The sequence below is a fragment of the Bdellovibrio bacteriovorus genome (assembly GCF_041888015.1).
Lineage (GTDB): Bacteria > Bdellovibrionota > Bdellovibrionia > Bdellovibrionales > Bdellovibrionaceae > Bdellovibrio.
This window is the reverse complement of sequence record NZ_CP168968.1, coordinates 1,896,759-1,912,704: the sequence shown is the minus strand read 5'-3', so window position 1 is coordinate 1,912,704 and position 15,946 is coordinate 1,896,759. Positions and strand designations below refer to the sequence as shown.

Below are 15,946 nucleotides of genomic sequence, written 5' to 3'. Positions count from 1 at the left end.
CTCCTCTATAACTCAACTCTTTTGATGACACAAGAGGTAAGAACTCGTGGACAACATCACTCAAAATCCTGAAACCGTTGATGAAAATACCGACATTGGCATGGGCCGAGGTGTCTATATTTCTACCTATGGCTGTCAGATGAACGTGAATGATACGGAACGAATGTATGCGCTTTTGGAGATGCAGAATTTTGTTCCAGTCCGCGATCCTAAAGAAGCCTCTTTGATCATTATCAATTCCTGCAGTGTGCGTGAAAAACCGGTGCATAAAGTTTATTCCGAGGTCGGTACTTACAAGTACATGAAACGCAAAAATCCGAATTTGAAAATCGGTGTCGGTGGCTGCGTGGGGCAGCAGGAAAAAGAAAATCTGATCAAGACCCAGCCCATGATTGATTTTGTTTTTGGAACAGATCAGATCGACAACTTGCCGCAACTTGTGGCGCAGTCTTTTGCGGGTGAAAAGAAGCTGGTGAATTCCCGCTTCCAACATCGCACGCCTTATCATATTGAAACTCTGGTACGAAATCCCGGCGTGGCTACTTATGTGAACATCACCAAAGGCTGCGATAATTTCTGCACCTTCTGTGTCGTTCCCTATACCCGCGGGCGTGAAAAATCCCGTCCGGTTCAGCACATCCTGACGGACATTCGTCATCTTGTAAAACGCGGGGTGAAAGAGGTCACGCTTTTGGGGCAGAATGTGAATTCCTACAAGGGCGATGAAGGCATCGACTTTGCGGATCTGCTGGCCCTGGTTGCTAAAGAAACCGACGTTGAACGCATTCGTTACACCACCTCTCATCCAAAGGACTTTAATCAGAAGCTGGTGGATGTGATGGCGGAGCATTCCAATAAGATTATGGAATACATCCATTTGCCGTTCCAGGCGGGAAGCACCAAGGTTCTGGAGCGCATGAATCGCAACTACACTCGTGAAGAGTATTTAGATCGCATAACCATGATCAAAAAGGGCCTTCCGGATGTTTGTTTTTCAACAGATATCATTGTCGGCTTCCCTGGGGAAACAGAAGAAGATTTTCAAGACACCTTGAACATGGTAACGGAAGTCGGCTTTGAAACGATCTTTGCTTTTGCCTATTCGCCGCGTCCGTTTACGAAGGCGGCGAAGTTCGAAGATCAGGTCGCGGAAGACGTGAAGAATGAGCGTTTGAACCGTCTGTTTGATGTGCATGAGGCCATGGCTTTTGAATCGGTGAAAAGATACGAAGGAACGACGATGAAGGTCCTGGTCGAGAATGTGGATCGGGATCACGGAAAAATTCAAGGACGCAGCACCGGGAATAAGTTGGTGCATTTTTTGGGAGCGGCGGATTTGATCGGTAAAACGGTCGATGTAAAAATCACGAAAGCCTTCCCCGCGGTATTTAGAGGAGAGATGGTTTAAGTCATGAAAGAAGTTTTGGATTTTGAGAATTTCAACGCGCAGATCGTCTTTGCCAACGAAAGCCAGGAAGAAGAGACCTTCCATCAAAATGAATTGGTGCAGTTGTTCCCTTATGGTCTTTCTGTGACCACGGATGCAGCACGTCCTTTTTTGCTTTTCAAAGATGAAGGGCATCAGTACACGTTGCCGGTTGCGGTCAGCGCCATTGATGCTGGTGTGGCACTTTCGCAAAGCAATCGCATGATTCTGGAATCATCTCCGCATAAATTCACCGGAGTGCTTTTGAGCTCTTTGGGGATTGAGATCAAACAGGCGGTCTTTGTGGAAATCAAAGGAGCCCATCAATATCTGCGTCTTTACATCAGCGGTCATCCTCAGACGAACTCAGTGAAGTTGCGTGCGGATGAGGCCATGTCTTTGTGTTTGTATTTGCAAGTGCCTTTGTTTGCGACAAAAAGCTTTATTGGCCGCTCTCGCGTGATGAATGCTGAGACTGAGGGCGCTGCACAAAAGTTGCAAAATTTTGGTTTGATGGACAAAGGCTCTGGATATTTGAACTAGTTTTTGTAACTATGAGGCATGCATCATCTACCTCATTTAATTACGGATCTTGGTTTTATTCTGATAATTGCAGCGCTTTCGACGCTGCTGTTTAAAAAGCTCGGCCAACCTCAGGTTTTAGGTTATTTGATTGCGGGCTTCCTGGTCAGTCCGCATGTTCCCTTTCTTCCGACTGTTATTGATAAGGCCAGTATTCAGGTCTGGTCCGAGATCGGTGTTATCTTTCTTTTGTTCAGCTTAGGTTTAGAGTTCAGCTTCAAGAAGCTCTTCAAAGTGGGTGGGTCTGCGGCCTTCACCGCTGTTTTTGAAATTATCTTTATGATCGGATTTGGTTATCTGGTTGGGCGGATGTTGGGCTGGAACAACATTGACAGTTTGTTCTTTGGAGCGATTCTTTCGATGTCCTCAACGACGATCATCGTGCGCGCCTTCCACGAGTTGGGGATGAAGGGGCAGAAGTTCGTCGAGCTGGTCTTTGGTATTCTTGTTGTTGAAGATATCGTGGCTATTTTGCTTTTGGTGTTGCTCGCGGCCATTGCCGGTTCGGGAGCTGTTTCCGGTTCTGAGCTGGCATTCTCCGGTCTGCGTCTGCTGTTCTATATCGCTCTTTGGTTTGTGGTCGGTATTTTCCTGATTCCGATCTTCTTAAGAAAAATCCGCAATCTTCTTGAGGATGAAACCCTGCTTTTGGTCTCTATCGGACTGTGTTTTATGATGGTGATGATTGCCGCGGGAGTGGGTTTTTCCCCGGCACTGGGGGCTTTCGTGATGGGGTCCCTGCTGGCCGAAACTCCTGAAGGTCACAAGATGGAGCACGTCCTGACTCCGGTGAAGAATCTTTTTGCCGCGATCTTCTTTGTTTCCGTGGGGATGATGATCGATCCAACAATTTTAATCGAGCGTTGGGATTTGGTGATTCTGGTGACATTGGTGACGATTGTCGGTAAGTTTATCAGTACATTCTTGGGTGCGATTCTTTCCGGTCAAAGCCGTAAAAAATCTTTCCAGGCCGGAATGAGTCTGGCGCAGATCGGGGAGTTTTCATTCATCATCGCGTCTTTGGGTGTGACATTGAAAGTGACCAGTGATTTTCTTTATCCGCTGGCGATTGCTGTTTCTGCGGTGACAACCTTCACGACGCCTTATCTGACCAAGGTGGCAGAACCCTTATATCGTTGGGTGGAAGGCAAGCTTCCTGAAGGTATCAAAAAAATGTTGGATCGCTACCAGGCCTCGTTCAACAGAGAGGGCTCAAACACCGTGGGTTCATTGATTCTGAAAACCTACGGAGTCAAAGTTCTGCTGAATACGGTGATGGTCATTGCTATCCTCGGTGCCTACAAAGCTCTTTTGAATGTGGAAGTGCAACGTTATTTGGAGGAAAGCCCATGGGCCGTTGGTGTTTCCCTGTTTATCTGTCTGGCCCTGATGGCGCCGTTCTTCTGGGGTATCGTGATGAGTGCTCCTTCCCTGAAGGCTCAGCGCGAATTTGAAGAACTGGAAAAGTTGCGTGGCCTGCAGTTTGGGATTTTTGTGGGGCGTGTGGTGTTGGCGATTGTGCTGTTGCACGCCGTGGTTATTCAGTTTGTGACCCTGAAAATGGCTTTGGGTCTGATTGTGGCTATAATTGCGATTGCCGCTTTGGCGGGACAGTTCTGGGTTCGTCGCCTGTATCAGTTTATTGAAAAGAACTTCCTGAAGAATCTGACTGAAAAAGAGCGTAAAGAACTGGTGTCTTCCGAGGTCGCCAAGAACTTCCTTCCCTGGGACGCAAGTTTGGGGACTTACGATCTTAGTGCAGAGTCTGTGTTAGCGGGGCAGAATCTGCGCAGCCTGTCGTTCAAGGAAAAATACGGTGTCAACGTTGCCGCTGTTTATCGTGGATCCAAACGTTATTTTGCACCGGATGGTGAGTTCGTGTTGTGGCCTTACGATAAGCTGATCTGCTTTGGTAGTGAAGAAGAGCTGCAAAGCTTCCATACCTTCCTGGAGCAGGAAAAGGTCGCACATCAGAGTCCTGATGCGCTGGCTCGCCAGGCTGATTACCGCCTGTCTTCATTTGTGGTGAATGAGGCGTCCAAGTGTAAAGACAAGACTATTCGTGACAGCGGAATTCGGGAAGCTTATCACGGCATGGTTGTTGGTATTGAACGAGGTCCTCAGCGTATTTTAGGACCACGCGCCAGCTTTGTGTTGCATGAAGGTGATCTAATCTGGTTGGTTTCTGATAAAAAACAGAGTCAGGTGACAGTTTAAACCACTTTTCGTTGCTTCGGGCCTCTTCTGCTTTTTAAAATTTTGGCAGGAGGGGCTATGCCAACTCTGGGCCTTGTCTTATCTGGTGGTGGTGCCCGAGGAGCTTATCAGGCCGGTGTTCTGGCTGCGATAGCTCATATCTGTTCGCGCCTTAAAATCGACAATCCCTTTCAGGTGTATTCTGGTGTCAGCGCCGGTGCGATCAATGTCGCATTGCTGGCCGCTCATCCTGCGAGCTTCGTTCAGAGCAGCAAAAATCTGGTCAATCTGTGGAGTAAAATCGACAGTGATAATGTCTTCTATGCGGATCTGATGGCTCTTTCGCGTGGAGGATTGCAGTGGATGACCGAGCTTTCATTGGGGAGCCGAGGTAAAGACACCACCGCTTTGCGGTCATTGCTAAGCACTCATCCTTTGAATAATTTCCTTTCAGAGTCCTGTAGGTTTCAAGAAGTTCAAAAAAAGATCAATGTCGGGGAACTGCATGCTGTTTCAGTTTCGGCCTTGGACTATGACAGTATTTCGACAGTGACGTTCTTTCAGGGGTGGCCCGATTTGCAGCCTTGGGAGCGTGGCATGCATCGAAGTGAGAGAGCGATTTTGGGTGTGGAGCATGTCATGGCCTCTTCAGCGATTCCTTTATTATTTCCACCCATTCAAATTCAGGGGCGTTATTATGGTGATGGTTGCATCCGCAATCAGTCCCCGTGTGGTCCGGCGATTTATTTGGGAGCGGACCGTGTGATCGCCATCGGAGTTCGTCGTCGTCAGGATACGTTTTACAGCTATCATAACAAAGGCAGTTCGGGGATTCCTACGGTGGCCCGAGTGGCCAATGTATTGATGAACGCGGTGATGATGGATGGTCTGGAGGCGGACATCCAAAGAATTCATCAGGTCAATGAAAGCCTGCGCGAGCTGTCACCAGAGGAAAGAGAACGAGTCTCTCTGCGTAAGGTGGAAGCTTTATGGATTGCGCCTTCGATTGATTTTTCGGAGTTGGCGCAGAAGAGGGAAAACGAACTTCCCCGGATCATTCGTTATATTCTGCGAGGGCCGGGATCTTTGGATGAATCCAGTGAAATGTTCAGCTATCTGATGTTTACGCCGCACTATTGTCGTCAGCTGATTGAAATCGGGTTTTCGGATGGGATGAAAGAGCAAGACCGTATTACAGAGTTTCTGACGCAGAATAACCAAGGTTCTGTCAGGAAAACGTCAAGATCCGCATAGTACAAGTTGCCTCCCAAGTCCGAAGCCCTTAGCCTTAAGGTCGAGGTATCTATGAGCAGTGAATTAATACGCGCCCGCGGCAAGTCCCCGGTGATTGCAGAAAAAGTCTTTATCGCCGACAATGCACGCATTATCAGTGATGTGGAAATCGGCGAAGGATCTTCCATCTGGTACAACGTGGTGGTTCGTGGCGATGTGATGCCCATTCGAATTGGTAAAGAGGTCAACGTTCAAGATGGCAGCGTCGTGCATGGCACTTACGGCAAGTGGGGCACAACGCTTCATGATCGCGTGACTATTGGGCATTTGGTGATGCTGCACGGCTGTGAAATTGGTCGAGGCACGCTGGTCGGTATGGGGTCTATTGTGATGGATGGCTGCAAGGTCGGTGCGCATTGTTTGATTGGCGCTGGCACTCTGTTGGTCGAAGGCACTGAAATTCCTCCACGCAGTCTGGTTGTGGGGCGTCCTGGAAAAGTGAAAAGGTCTCTGACTGACGAAGAGGTCGCCTTGCTGGAAAAATCCGCCGACAACTATCTGCTTTATAAGTCCTGGTACGAATAAATTATTGTCTTGGTTTTGCTTGAACTGAAGGGGATTTCCGCTCAAAATAACAAAAACCTGCCTCTAGGAGCTTTGTTATGGATCGTGAAGTCCCTTACGCACTGACGTTTGACGATATTCTTCTTCTTCCCCAATATTCTGAGATCACCCCCACGGATGTGGTGCCGCGCTCGATGTTTGCGCGTGGTAAATACCTCAATACGCCTATTATCTCTGCGGCGATGGATACGGTGACTGAAAATCGTATTGCGCGTGTGATGGCTCAACATGGTGGTCTGGGGATCATTCATAAAAATCTGGATATCGACAAGCAGGCTTTGGAAGTCGAAAAAGTTAAAAAATACGAAAGTGGAATGATCATGGACCCGATCACTTTGGGGCCGGATCATCTTGTCGAGGAAGCGGTAACCTTGATGGAAAAGTATTCCATCAGCGGGGTTCCCGTGACGGTGAATGGCGAGTTGGTGGGGATTTTGACCAATCGTGATTTGCGCTTTGAAGAAAATTTCAATCAGCCCATTCGCAACTTGATGACCAAAGAAAATCTGGTTACAGCGAAAATGGGAACCACTTTGGATGAAGCAAAAAAGATTTTGCAAAAACACCGCATCGAAAAACTGCCGGTGGTGGATGCGAAAGGAAAACTCAAAGGCCTGATCACGATCAAGGATATTGAGAAAGCCAAAAACTATCCCCAGGCCACCAAGGATGAACATGGCCGTCTGTTTGTGGGTGCTGCGGTGGGAGTGGGAGCAGATTCTCGCGATCGCGTTGAGGCCCTGGTCGCGGCGGATGTGGATGTGTTGTGTGTGGATACGGCGCACGGACATTCCAAAAATGTTATTGAGATGGTGAAGTATATTTCCCAAAAGCATAAAGATGTCATTGTCGTTGCAGGCAACGTGGTGACCGCTGATGGCACGCAAGCCTTGCTGGATGCGGGTGCTGAGGTCGTCAAAGTCGGTGTGGGTCCAGGAAGTATCTGTACCACACGCGTCGTGGCCGGTGTGGGGATGCCGCAAATTTCTGCAGTTGTTGAGTGCGCCAAGGTGGCGCGTGCGCGTAACAAAACCATTATCGCAGATGGCGGTATCAAGTTCTCGGGCGATATCACCAAGGCCTTGGCGTTGGGTGCCAACTCGGTGATGATCGGGAATCTGCTGGCCGGTGCGGAAGAATCTCCGGGTGAAACTATTTTGTTCCAGGGTCGTACTTACAAGGTCTATCGTGGAATGGGCAGCTTGGGTGCAATGTCCAAGGGTTCTAAAGATCGTTATGGTCAGATGGATGTAGAAGAAAATGACAAGCTGGTTCCGGAAGGAATCGAAGGAAAAGTGGCCTACAAAGGTTCTGCTTCCGGGGTCATCCATCAATTGGTGGGCGGTCTGAAATCCGGCATGGGTTACGTGGGCGCACGCAATATCGATGAGTTGCAAAGCAAAGCGAAGTTTGTGCAGATCTCGGCCATGGGCTTGCGTGAATCACACGTTCATGATGTCAGCATCACCAAAGAAGCTCCTAACTACAGAAGCGAGTCTTAAGATATGCGTGGTTTTGTTATCCTTGATTTTGGTTCCCAGTTCACACAACTTATTGCCCGCCGTTTGCGCGAACTGGGTTTTTATTCAGAGATTCATTCTTTCGAATATCCCACCGACGAGATTCGCAAAAAAAATCCTTATGGAATTATTTTGAGCGGCGGTCCCAACTCGGTTTATGAAAAAGGTTCTCCGCAACGAGATGTCGCCGAGCTTCGTAACATAAGTCCTGTGATGGGGGTTTGTTATGGAATGCAGCTTTTGACTCATCAACTGGGCGGGAAGGTTACGAAAGCTGAACATCGTGAATACGGATTAAATTATGTAACATGGTCTAGTCCAATCCCGGGTGTCCCGCAGAAGCAGAAGGTTTGGATGAGCCACGGCGACGTGGTCGAAAAGGTTCCGGAAGGTTTTTCCATTATCGGAATGTCTGATGGTAATCATCCTGCAGCGATGCAGGGGCCGGATGTTTTGGCAGTTCAATTTCATCCCGAGGTGGCCCATACGGAGCATGGCTTGGATCTTTTGAAGCATTTTGCATCGGGCATGTGTAAAGCTCCATCAGATTGGGATGCTCCTCACATCAAAGATATTTTGATCAAGGAAGCTCAGGAAAAAGTGGGGCCGACAGATCATGTTCTTGTTGGCTTAAGCGGGGGCGTGGATTCCACGGTGGTGGCGACGCTGCTGACAAAGGCGTTGGGACCAGAGCGAGTTCACTGTGTCTTTGTGGATAACGGACTGCTTCGTAAAAACGAATTTGAAAGTGTGCTGGAATCCTATCATCGCATTGGCTTGAATGTGAAGGGCGTGGATGCATCTGAGGAATTCCTGTCGCAACTAAAAGGCAAGGAAGATCCAGAGGATAAGCGCAAAACGATCGGACGTGTTTTCATTGAGGTTTTTGACAAGAGTTACGATCACAGTCTGCCAATTAAGTGGTTGGCGCAAGGAACGTTGTATCCGGACGTGATTGAGAGTGTTTCATCTGTCGGTGGCAGCGTGACCATTAAATCGCATCACAATGTCGGCGGCTTGCCAGAGAAAATGAAGCTGGGGCTTGTGGAGCCTGTGCGTGAGTTGTTCAAGGACGAGGTGCGGGCATTGGGGGTGCAGTTGGGCTTGCCTTCAGAGATGTTGTGGCGACATCCTTTCCCGGGACCGGGTTTGGCTATTCGAGTGTTAGGTGAAGTGACAAAGGAAAAACTGAAGATACTTCAAGACGCAGATGAGGTTTATATTTCAGAACTTCGTCGTCGTGGACTTTATGAGAAAATCTGGCAGGCATTTTGCGTCCTGCTGCCCGTGAAAACAGTGGGTGTTCAAGGGGACTCTCGAACTTATGATCATGTACTGGCTTTGCGTGCGGTGACCTCCAGTGATGGGATGACCGCAGATTGGTATCCGTTTGAATTCCAATTCTTGCGCGAAGTTTCCAACCTGATCACCAACAAAGTCAAAGGCGTCAACCGAGTCGTCTACGACGTAACCAGCAAACCCCCCGGCACAATCGAGTGGGAATAACCAAAAGGTACCTGCTCACTTTTGCAGAAGCAGTGCATTCAGCGCGACGCTTCTGCAAAAGTGAGCAGGTACCTTTTATGTTTTTAATGATTGTTCTGTAACTGCTTTTGTTAGAGGGGGTTTGTTAGCCTCGTCGGAATGAAAACAAAAGCACTTCAAAAAATCTCTAAAGGTATTACATTGTTCATTGTTCTTTCCTGTGTGGCGGCATTGGCTGCGGCAGGACAGATTCTTTTTGAAAGCTCGGGGATTTCCAGCTTTAAACTGAAGCAGACCGAAGAAGGCATGCGGGTTATTCAGCGCGCTTCTCAGGATTATCAGACGTACCGTCGTTTCACCGAGGAGGGTGGGGATGAGTTGTTCTTGGTGTCCAGCGCGAAGACCACAGAGCAGTATCTGGATGCGGAGGGCATTTCCGGCAGTATCTCCTGGAGTGTTCGTAAAGGGGATCGTCTGCAGCAGGTGCTTTGGGGTAAGACCGAGACTGTGACCGAGTTGAATGTGCACGACAGCTATCCAGTGCTGGTGTCGGGGCAGGCAGGGTGTTGCGCGGAAATGACGGGCTATCGCCTGTTCAATTTGGAAACAGGTCGCTTGTTGTTGTCGTTTAATGACTTCAATGGTCGCTTTAAGGTGACTCAGCCGTTTTCTTTGGAAGTTCCTAACTCGCCTTTGGCAGTTCGCTATATTGGTGTGATCTCTCAGGACAGCACACGTGACCGTGATTTTGTGGACCCTGTTGCGGGCAAGCAGGCGACGTTGCTGATCAAGTATGCCAACGAAATGCTGCGCCAGAAAATTCAGGTGGATATGGAAGTTCAGGAAGGTTATGCCGCCAGTGTTTTAGAGGCTCACTTGGAAAAAGATCCGGCGGCTCCGAATAGTGATAAGATCGAGTTCCGAGAGGATCAGGCGACCCTGTGGAATATCGACGGCGCAAGCAATCCGACTCAGATTTCCGGGGTGCTTTTAAAGATCGTTGTGGATGCGGGTCTAGGTCAGAAAGTCATCAAAATTCCTGTGAAAAACGACCGATTAGACCTGAATTCGGCACAAATTCCTGAGGGAGTTTCTGTTCATCCAATCGTACAGCTCAGAACAATGTAACGCAGTGTGAAAGTTGCCTTGGAATACCCCCTTTTATTGAATCAAAAAGGGGGCTAAGATATGAAATTGTCATGTCTTTTGTTCATTTACACGTCCATTCAGAATATTCCCTTTTGGAAGCCGCTTGCCGGGTTAAAGCCATTGCTAAAAAAGCAGCGGCGATGCAGATGCCTGCGGTGGCTCTTACAGACAACGGCAACATGTTCGGTGCTGTTGAATTTTTCTTCGCCTGTAAGGATAACAACGTAAAACCAATCTTGGGACTGGATGCTTATCTTGCTCCGGGTTCACGCTTAGAGAAAAAACAGGATCGTGATCAAGTCAACTCCGGCCCTCGACGCTTGGTTTTGTTGGCGCAAAACAACGACGGCTATCGCAATCTTTGTAAACTCTCGTCCATCGGCTATCAAGAGGGCTTCTATTGGAAGCCTCGTATCGATTACGAGGTGATCCAGCAGTACAACGAAAATCTGATCTGTTTGACCGGCGGTTTGCGCGGCGAAGTGGCTGAGGCTTTCTTGCGTGAAGGTCCTGATGCTGCTTTGGCCAAGATCCGCCAGTTGAAGGAAATCTTCAACGACCGCTTGTATCTGGAAATGTGTCGTACGGGAGTTTCAGAGTGGGATCGTATTAATCCGTTCCTGCAAGAAGCTTCCAAAATCGTTGGAGTTCCGGTCGTGGCCTCTAACGATGTTCACTATATGACCCAGGACGATCAGATGGCTCAGGAAGTTTTGATCTGTATCGGATCGAATAAAACCCTGAGTGATGAATCCCGATTCCGTCTGGGGACGGACGAGTTCTATCTGAAAAAGCCTGAGCAAATGCAGGAACTTTTTGCGGATATCCCTGAAGCGATTTCTAACACTTTGGAAATTGCTGAACGCTGTGATGTTAAATTTAAACTGAAAGATGACCAGGGAAAACCGATCTATCACCTGCCGACATTCCCGACGGATGATGGATTGTCACTGAAGGAAGACATCGCCCGCAAAGCCAAAGCCGGCCTGTTGGTGCGCTTTGAAGAAGCCGCCGCACGTGGCGAGATGGTGCCTGAAGATAAAATTCCGGATTACGACAAACGTTTGGAATATGAGCTGGGTATTATTGATCGCATGGGCTTTAACGGTTACTTCCTGATCGTTCAAGACTTCATCAACTGGGCCAAAACCAACGACATTCCGGTGGGCCCAGGGCGGGGTTCCGGTGCTGGCTCCTTGGTCGCCTATGTTTTGCGTATTACGGATTTGGATCCGTTGCCAAACTTCCTGCTGTTCGAGCGTTTCTTGAATCCAGAGCGTATTTCGATGCCCGATTTCGATATCGACTTCTGTCAGGATCGTCGTCAGGAAGTGATTCAGTATGTGACCCGCAAGTATGGTCAGGAATCTGTTTCCCAGATCATCACCTATGGAAAGCTACAAGCCCGTGCCGCCATCAAAGACGTGGGACGCGTTCTGGGAATGACCTTCCCGGAAGTTGATGCCGTGACGAAGCTGATTCCGGAAAAACTCGGCATCAACCTGAAAGAGTCCATGGAAATGGAGCCTCGTATCGGTGAAATGATGGAGATGAATCCGACGGTCAATACCCTGATGGATCTGGCTCAACGTGTGGAGGGGATGGTTCGCCATGCCGGTATCCACGCCGCGGGGGTTATCATCGCCGATGGCCAGTTGGTTCGTCATGCTCCATTGTACAAGGGTGCAGACGGTGAGCAGGTCGTTCAGTACGACATGAAGCACGCCGAGAAAATCGGTTTGATCAAATTCGACTTCCTGGGTCTGAAGACCCTGACTCACATCAATCACGCATTGAAGCTGATTGTGAAAAATCGCGACAAAAAAATCCTGTCGCAGATGATTCCAATGAACGATCAGGCGACCTTCGAGATGATGTCCCGCGGAGATACTGCCGGGGTGTTCCAGTTCGAGGGTGAGGGCATCACGGATGCCACCCGTAAAATCCGCCCGTCATCATTTGCCGATATCACCGCGATCACGTCGCTGTACCGTCCCGGTCCGATGGCGAACATTCCGGACTTTACCGATCGCAAGCACGGTAAAGCGCCGGTGGAATATCTTTTGGAAGACACTCGTGAGGTTCTGTCTGAGACCTACGGGATCATGGTCTATCAGGAACAGGTTATGGGTATTGCCTCGCGCATTGCCGGATATTCTCTGGGTGAAGCGGATATGCTTCGTCGTGCGATGGGTAAGAAGATTAAAGAGGAAATGGATCAGCACCGCGAACGCTTCATGAAGGGGGCGATTGAACGCGGGCATGATAAACAGCGTTCCAATGATCTGTTTGATCTGATGTATAAGTTTGCCGACTACGGATTCAATAAATCCCACGCGGCTGCTTATTCTGTTGTTACATTGCAGACGGCCTGGTTGAAGTGTCACTATCCGGCAGAATTCTTCGCAGCTCTTCTCAGTACCGAGCTTTCTGATACGGACAAGATCGTAAAATATTCCAAGGATGCCACGAAGCGCGGATTGACGGTGCGCTCGCCAAGCGTGAATTACTCGGATTATTTATTCGACGTTCATGGTGATGAGATCTACTTCGGTCTGGGTGCGATCAAAGGTGTTGGTCAGAATGCGGTCGAGGCCATCATTGAGGCCCGCAACAATCTGCCAGATAAAAAGTTCACCTCGCTGGATGAGTTCTTTAATTCCATCGACACTCGTCGTGTGAATAAGAAGGTGATCGAATGTCTGATTAAAGCTGGTGCCTTTGATGGTTTCGGTGCCCATCGTGCGCAATTAATTGCCGGCTATCAGAAGTATCTGGATCGAGCCATTGGTCTGCAGAAAGATCGTGAGATGGGGCAATCCTCGTTGTTTGATCTGGGGCCATCCACCGAGACTAAAGTGACTTTGGAAGATGTGAAGCCATGGGCTCGTACGGCTTCTTTGACTTATGAAAAAGAAGTTTTGGGCTTTTATCTGAGTGACCACCCGTTGAAGGGTTTTGACACTCTTTCAGAGCTTTGGACAACCTGTAAAGTGATCGACTTGCCAGCGCAGATGCCGGCCCCGGGAAGTCCGGAGGCGGAAGCTCTTAAGGCGGCTAAGAAAGACTGGAAAAACCGTGATGCGGGCAAAAAACGTGTCGTGGTGGCAGGTCTTATTACCGAGTTGCGTGAGCTGATCACGAAAAAAGGGACGCGTATGGCTTTCGGCAAGGTCGAGGACCTGACGGGAAGCTGTGAGTTGGTGATTTTCCCTGATTCTTATGCCCGCTTTGAAGCGCAATTGCGCGAAGAACGACCCGTCCTGGTCGGTGGTGGTCTGGAAGTGGAAGACGGGAACGCAAAAATTATGGTCGATACTGTGTCCCCATTGGAAGATATTCTTAAAAAAACCAAGCGAATGGTTTTAAGATTGGATAAGATAGATCCTGATGACTATTCAAGATTGCAGTCTTTGATGAAGGAGTTCCCTGGGACGACTTCCGTCAGTCTGGAAATCGAGATGGCCGAGCTCAATCGCCGCGTTTTGATGGAGATGGAAGAAGCTCAGGGAATCAGTGTGAATAATGAATTCTTTGAAGGTGTTCATTCCTTGTTTGGAAGAACAGACTTTATCGAATTGAGGAGCTAGGAATGCGTTTAGCAGGTGTAGTGGCAGCAGCAGGTATGATCTTCGCTTTGGGCTTCGGCGCAAAGGCACAACAGGCGGAATTGGTTGATAGAACCTATTCGGGTGTTTCCAAGGAAACCAACCCTCAGGTCGCAAAACGGGTGATTCAGGACGAGGCTTTTCAGAAGGTCTCTGAGGAGATTATTCAGGAGCTGATCGGTAACGACCGCTTTCTTAAAAACAAATCTTTGATTCAAAATAAGATTATCAGAAATTCCGCCCGTTATATTCCCTTCACCAAGCCAACAGCTCTGACTCAGGCCGGGGAAGAATATAAAATGTCTGTGGCAATGAAGGTTTCTTTGAAAGACCTTAAGCAAATGTTGCAGGATAATTCCTTGTTGAATGAAAACGATGCTGCCCCGGTGGTGCTTCCGATGATCAGTTGGCAGGACCGCGTGGAAGGCCGCAGTTATCGCTGGTGGTTGTCTTTGGATAAAAACCCGGCCGGATTCTTGTTGAAAGAGGGCCGACTGCTGGAAGAGGCTTTGCGTGGAGCTTTCCAGAAAAACAATTTCTATCTGGTGAAACCTATTGAAGCCGGACTTGCTGCCAATGTGCCTGCGGACTTCCAAAATGAAAAAGTTGGTGGTGAAGACGCCCAGTTTTTCGCTCAGTACTTCAATGCCCCGGTGATTGTGGATGGTCAGGTGAATTTGACCAAGGGTGAGCGCAAGAACTATCGCATTGAGCTTCGTTTGACGGCCATTCAGGTCAGCAATGGCCGGGCCATTGCGGATGTGTCCCGTCGTTTTGATACGGACAGCGGTTCTTTTGAAAGCGCTGTGGATAAGAAATTGCGTGAGGTTCTGGAAGGAACTGCCAATGATCTGGCCGCTCAGGTTATGGAAGCCTGGCAGCGTGGATCGGTTGGGACCTCGGTGATTCGTTTGACGATCAAAGGACGCCAGGCACTTCCGGTATGGGAAGGTGTGAAGGAAAAAATCCGTTCCCAGTTGACTCAAGTGAAGAACATCCGCGAACGCTTGGTCAGTGCTGATTCTGTCAGCTTTGAATTGGATACGTCCATTCCTGCTGCAGAATTGATCGGCAAGCTTGAAACTTTGGATTTAGACGGTAAAAAATTGTCCCGGGTTTCTGAGGGACAAAATGAAATCGTTTTGAAGTGGGCACAGTAAGAAGGAGTTGGTTGTGAAGAGTTTATTGTTGGCAGTTGTTGTACTTTGTTTGGGTGCCTGCACGACTTTGGATCGCACCAATCCGACCATGCGTCGTGAAATCAAAGATGTGAACTATGAGGCCCGCCGTGATGATTCGGCACCTCGTAAGCGCATTATGGTTCTTCCTTTTTTGGATGCAGGGGATAAAAGACCTCAGGAGTTACGTGATCAGGCTCGTAGCGCCTTCATCGCGGATTTAAACCGCACGGGTGAAGTGATTGCTTTGGACAGTCGTGAGTTGAAAATAGATCTGGCCAAGAATATTCAAAATGGTCAGTACAAACTTCAGGATATTGCCAAAGAGGCTCAAGTCTTGGGTGTAAGTACTGTTCTTGAAGGAAAGATCATCGACATTCGCATTAAACGCAAAGCAGACAACGTCGGGGTTGTTCGTCATCTGACAACGGCTTTTGAGGTTGTGGCGCAAGTTCGTGTTGTAACCGGACGTGCGGGGCGTGAAGTTTTTAATACGATTAAGACTGTCACTGTTGAGGAACAAGGTGTGCGTGTTGGGGAGCGTGTAGAGACAGATAAGTTTCTGGCGAACAACCCTGAGATGATCACAGTGATCGTGAAAGATGCCTTCCTGGATTTTACTCCGCAAGTTTTGGCGTCTTTGGATAAGGTTACCTGGGAAGGTCGTGTTGCGGCAATTAACGGGGATCGTATATACCTGAACGTCGGCAGGATTTCTGGTATCCAGGTGGGGGATTTATTGAAGGTCACCGAGGATGGAGACGACATCTATGACCCTGAAAGTGGCGGTCATATTGGCCGTGTTCCCGGGCGCTTGAAGGGGACTTTGGAAGTGATCAGTTATTTTGGTAACGACGGAGCTATTGCCGTGATTCACTCAGGTTCAGGTTTCCGGGAAAATGATCGTGTTGAGTTGTATTAAATTATTCTGTTCCTAAATTATTC

General features: G+C 48.7%; 11 protein-coding genes. All 11 read left to right on the top strand.

Going from position 1 to position 15,946, the window contains the following annotated elements; all coding sequences use genetic code 11:
• The first annotated feature begins 46 nt into the window (after positions 1 to 46).
• The 11 genes from miaB (at position 47) to ACES2G_RS09185 (ending at position 15,923) form a co-directional block, all read left to right on the top strand.
• Positions 47 to 1,408, top strand: a complete 1,362-nt coding sequence (gene miaB, locus ACES2G_RS09235) for a tRNA (N6-isopentenyl adenosine(37)-C2)-methylthiotransferase MiaB (RefSeq protein WP_373999998.1) — start codon at positions 47 to 49, stop codon at positions 1,406 to 1,408.
• 3 nt (positions 1,409 to 1,411) lie between these two features.
• Positions 1,412 to 1,969 carry a hypothetical protein gene (locus ACES2G_RS09230; RefSeq protein ID WP_373999997.1) on the top strand — a complete coding sequence of 186 codons (558 nt, stop codon included), beginning with the start codon at positions 1,412 to 1,414 and terminating at the stop codon, positions 1,967 to 1,969.
• An 18-nt stretch (positions 1,970 to 1,987) separates the two neighbouring features.
• The gene (locus ACES2G_RS09225) at positions 1,988 to 4,225 is read left to right on the top strand and encodes a cation:proton antiporter (RefSeq protein ID WP_373999996.1); all 2,238 of its coding nucleotides are present in this window, start codon (positions 1,988 to 1,990) and stop codon (positions 4,223 to 4,225) included.
• Between the two features lie 57 nt (positions 4,226 to 4,282).
• Positions 4,283 to 5,458 (top strand): patatin-like phospholipase family protein, encoded by a 1,176-nt coding sequence (locus tag ACES2G_RS09220; RefSeq protein WP_347356294.1) that lies wholly within the window; start codon positions 4,283 to 4,285, stop codon positions 5,456 to 5,458.
• A 51-nt stretch (positions 5,459 to 5,509) separates the two neighbouring features.
• Entirely contained in the window at positions 5,510 to 6,022 is a 513-nt protein-coding gene (locus ACES2G_RS09215) for a gamma carbonic anhydrase family protein (protein WP_347356296.1), read from the top strand.
• Between the two features lie 77 nt (positions 6,023 to 6,099).
• Positions 6,100 to 7,563 carry an IMP dehydrogenase gene (gene guaB / locus ACES2G_RS09210; RefSeq protein ID WP_373999995.1) on the top strand — a complete coding sequence of 488 codons (1,464 nt, stop codon included), beginning with the start codon at positions 6,100 to 6,102 and terminating at the stop codon, positions 7,561 to 7,563.
• A 3-nt stretch (positions 7,564 to 7,566) separates the two neighbouring features.
• The gene (guaA, locus tag ACES2G_RS09205) at positions 7,567 to 9,087 is read left to right on the top strand and encodes a glutamine-hydrolyzing GMP synthase (protein ID WP_373999994.1); all 1,521 of its coding nucleotides are present in this window, start codon (positions 7,567 to 7,569) and stop codon (positions 9,085 to 9,087) included.
• A 138-nt stretch (positions 9,088 to 9,225) separates the two neighbouring features.
• Positions 9,226 to 10,194 (top strand): hypothetical protein, encoded by a 969-nt coding sequence (locus tag ACES2G_RS09200; RefSeq protein ID WP_373999993.1) that lies wholly within the window; start codon positions 9,226 to 9,228, stop codon positions 10,192 to 10,194.
• 71 nt (positions 10,195 to 10,265) lie between these two features.
• Complete coding sequence (dnaE, locus tag ACES2G_RS09195) at positions 10,266 to 13,805, top strand: DNA polymerase III subunit alpha (RefSeq protein ID WP_347356303.1); 3,540 nt, start codon at positions 10,266 to 10,268, stop codon at positions 13,803 to 13,805.
• A 2-nt stretch (positions 13,806 to 13,807) separates the two neighbouring features.
• Positions 13,808 to 14,983 (top strand): hypothetical protein, encoded by a 1,176-nt coding sequence (locus ACES2G_RS09190; RefSeq protein WP_347356305.1) that lies wholly within the window; start codon positions 13,808 to 13,810, stop codon positions 14,981 to 14,983.
• A gap of 13 nt (positions 14,984 to 14,996) precedes the next feature.
• A complete protein-coding gene (locus ACES2G_RS09185) occupies positions 14,997 to 15,923 on the top strand; it encodes a hypothetical protein (RefSeq protein ID WP_347356307.1) in 927 nt (308 codons plus the stop codon).
• The last annotated feature ends 23 nt before the right edge of the window (positions 15,924 to 15,946 follow it).

Coding starts and splice junctions, on each gene's coding strand:
- ACES2G_RS09230 (WP_373999997.1), top strand. CDS start 1,412: ATGAAAGAAGTTTTGGATTTTGAGAATTTCAACGCGCAGATCGTCTTT.
- ACES2G_RS09225 (WP_373999996.1), top strand. CDS start 1,988: ATGCATCATCTACCTCATTTAATTACGGATCTTGGTTTTATTCTGATA.
- ACES2G_RS09220 (WP_347356294.1), top strand. CDS start 4,283: ATGCCAACTCTGGGCCTTGTCTTATCTGGTGGTGGTGCCCGAGGAGCT.
- ACES2G_RS09215 (WP_347356296.1), top strand. CDS start 5,510: ATGAGCAGTGAATTAATACGCGCCCGCGGCAAGTCCCCGGTGATTGCA.
- guaB (WP_373999995.1), top strand. CDS start 6,100: ATGGATCGTGAAGTCCCTTACGCACTGACGTTTGACGATATTCTTCTT.
- guaA (WP_373999994.1), top strand. CDS start 7,567: ATGCGTGGTTTTGTTATCCTTGATTTTGGTTCCCAGTTCACACAACTT.
- ACES2G_RS09200 (WP_373999993.1), top strand. CDS start 9,226: ATGAAAACAAAAGCACTTCAAAAAATCTCTAAAGGTATTACATTGTTC.
- dnaE (WP_347356303.1), top strand. CDS start 10,266: ATGTCTTTTGTTCATTTACACGTCCATTCAGAATATTCCCTTTTGGAA.
- ACES2G_RS09190 (WP_347356305.1), top strand. CDS start 13,808: ATGCGTTTAGCAGGTGTAGTGGCAGCAGCAGGTATGATCTTCGCTTTG.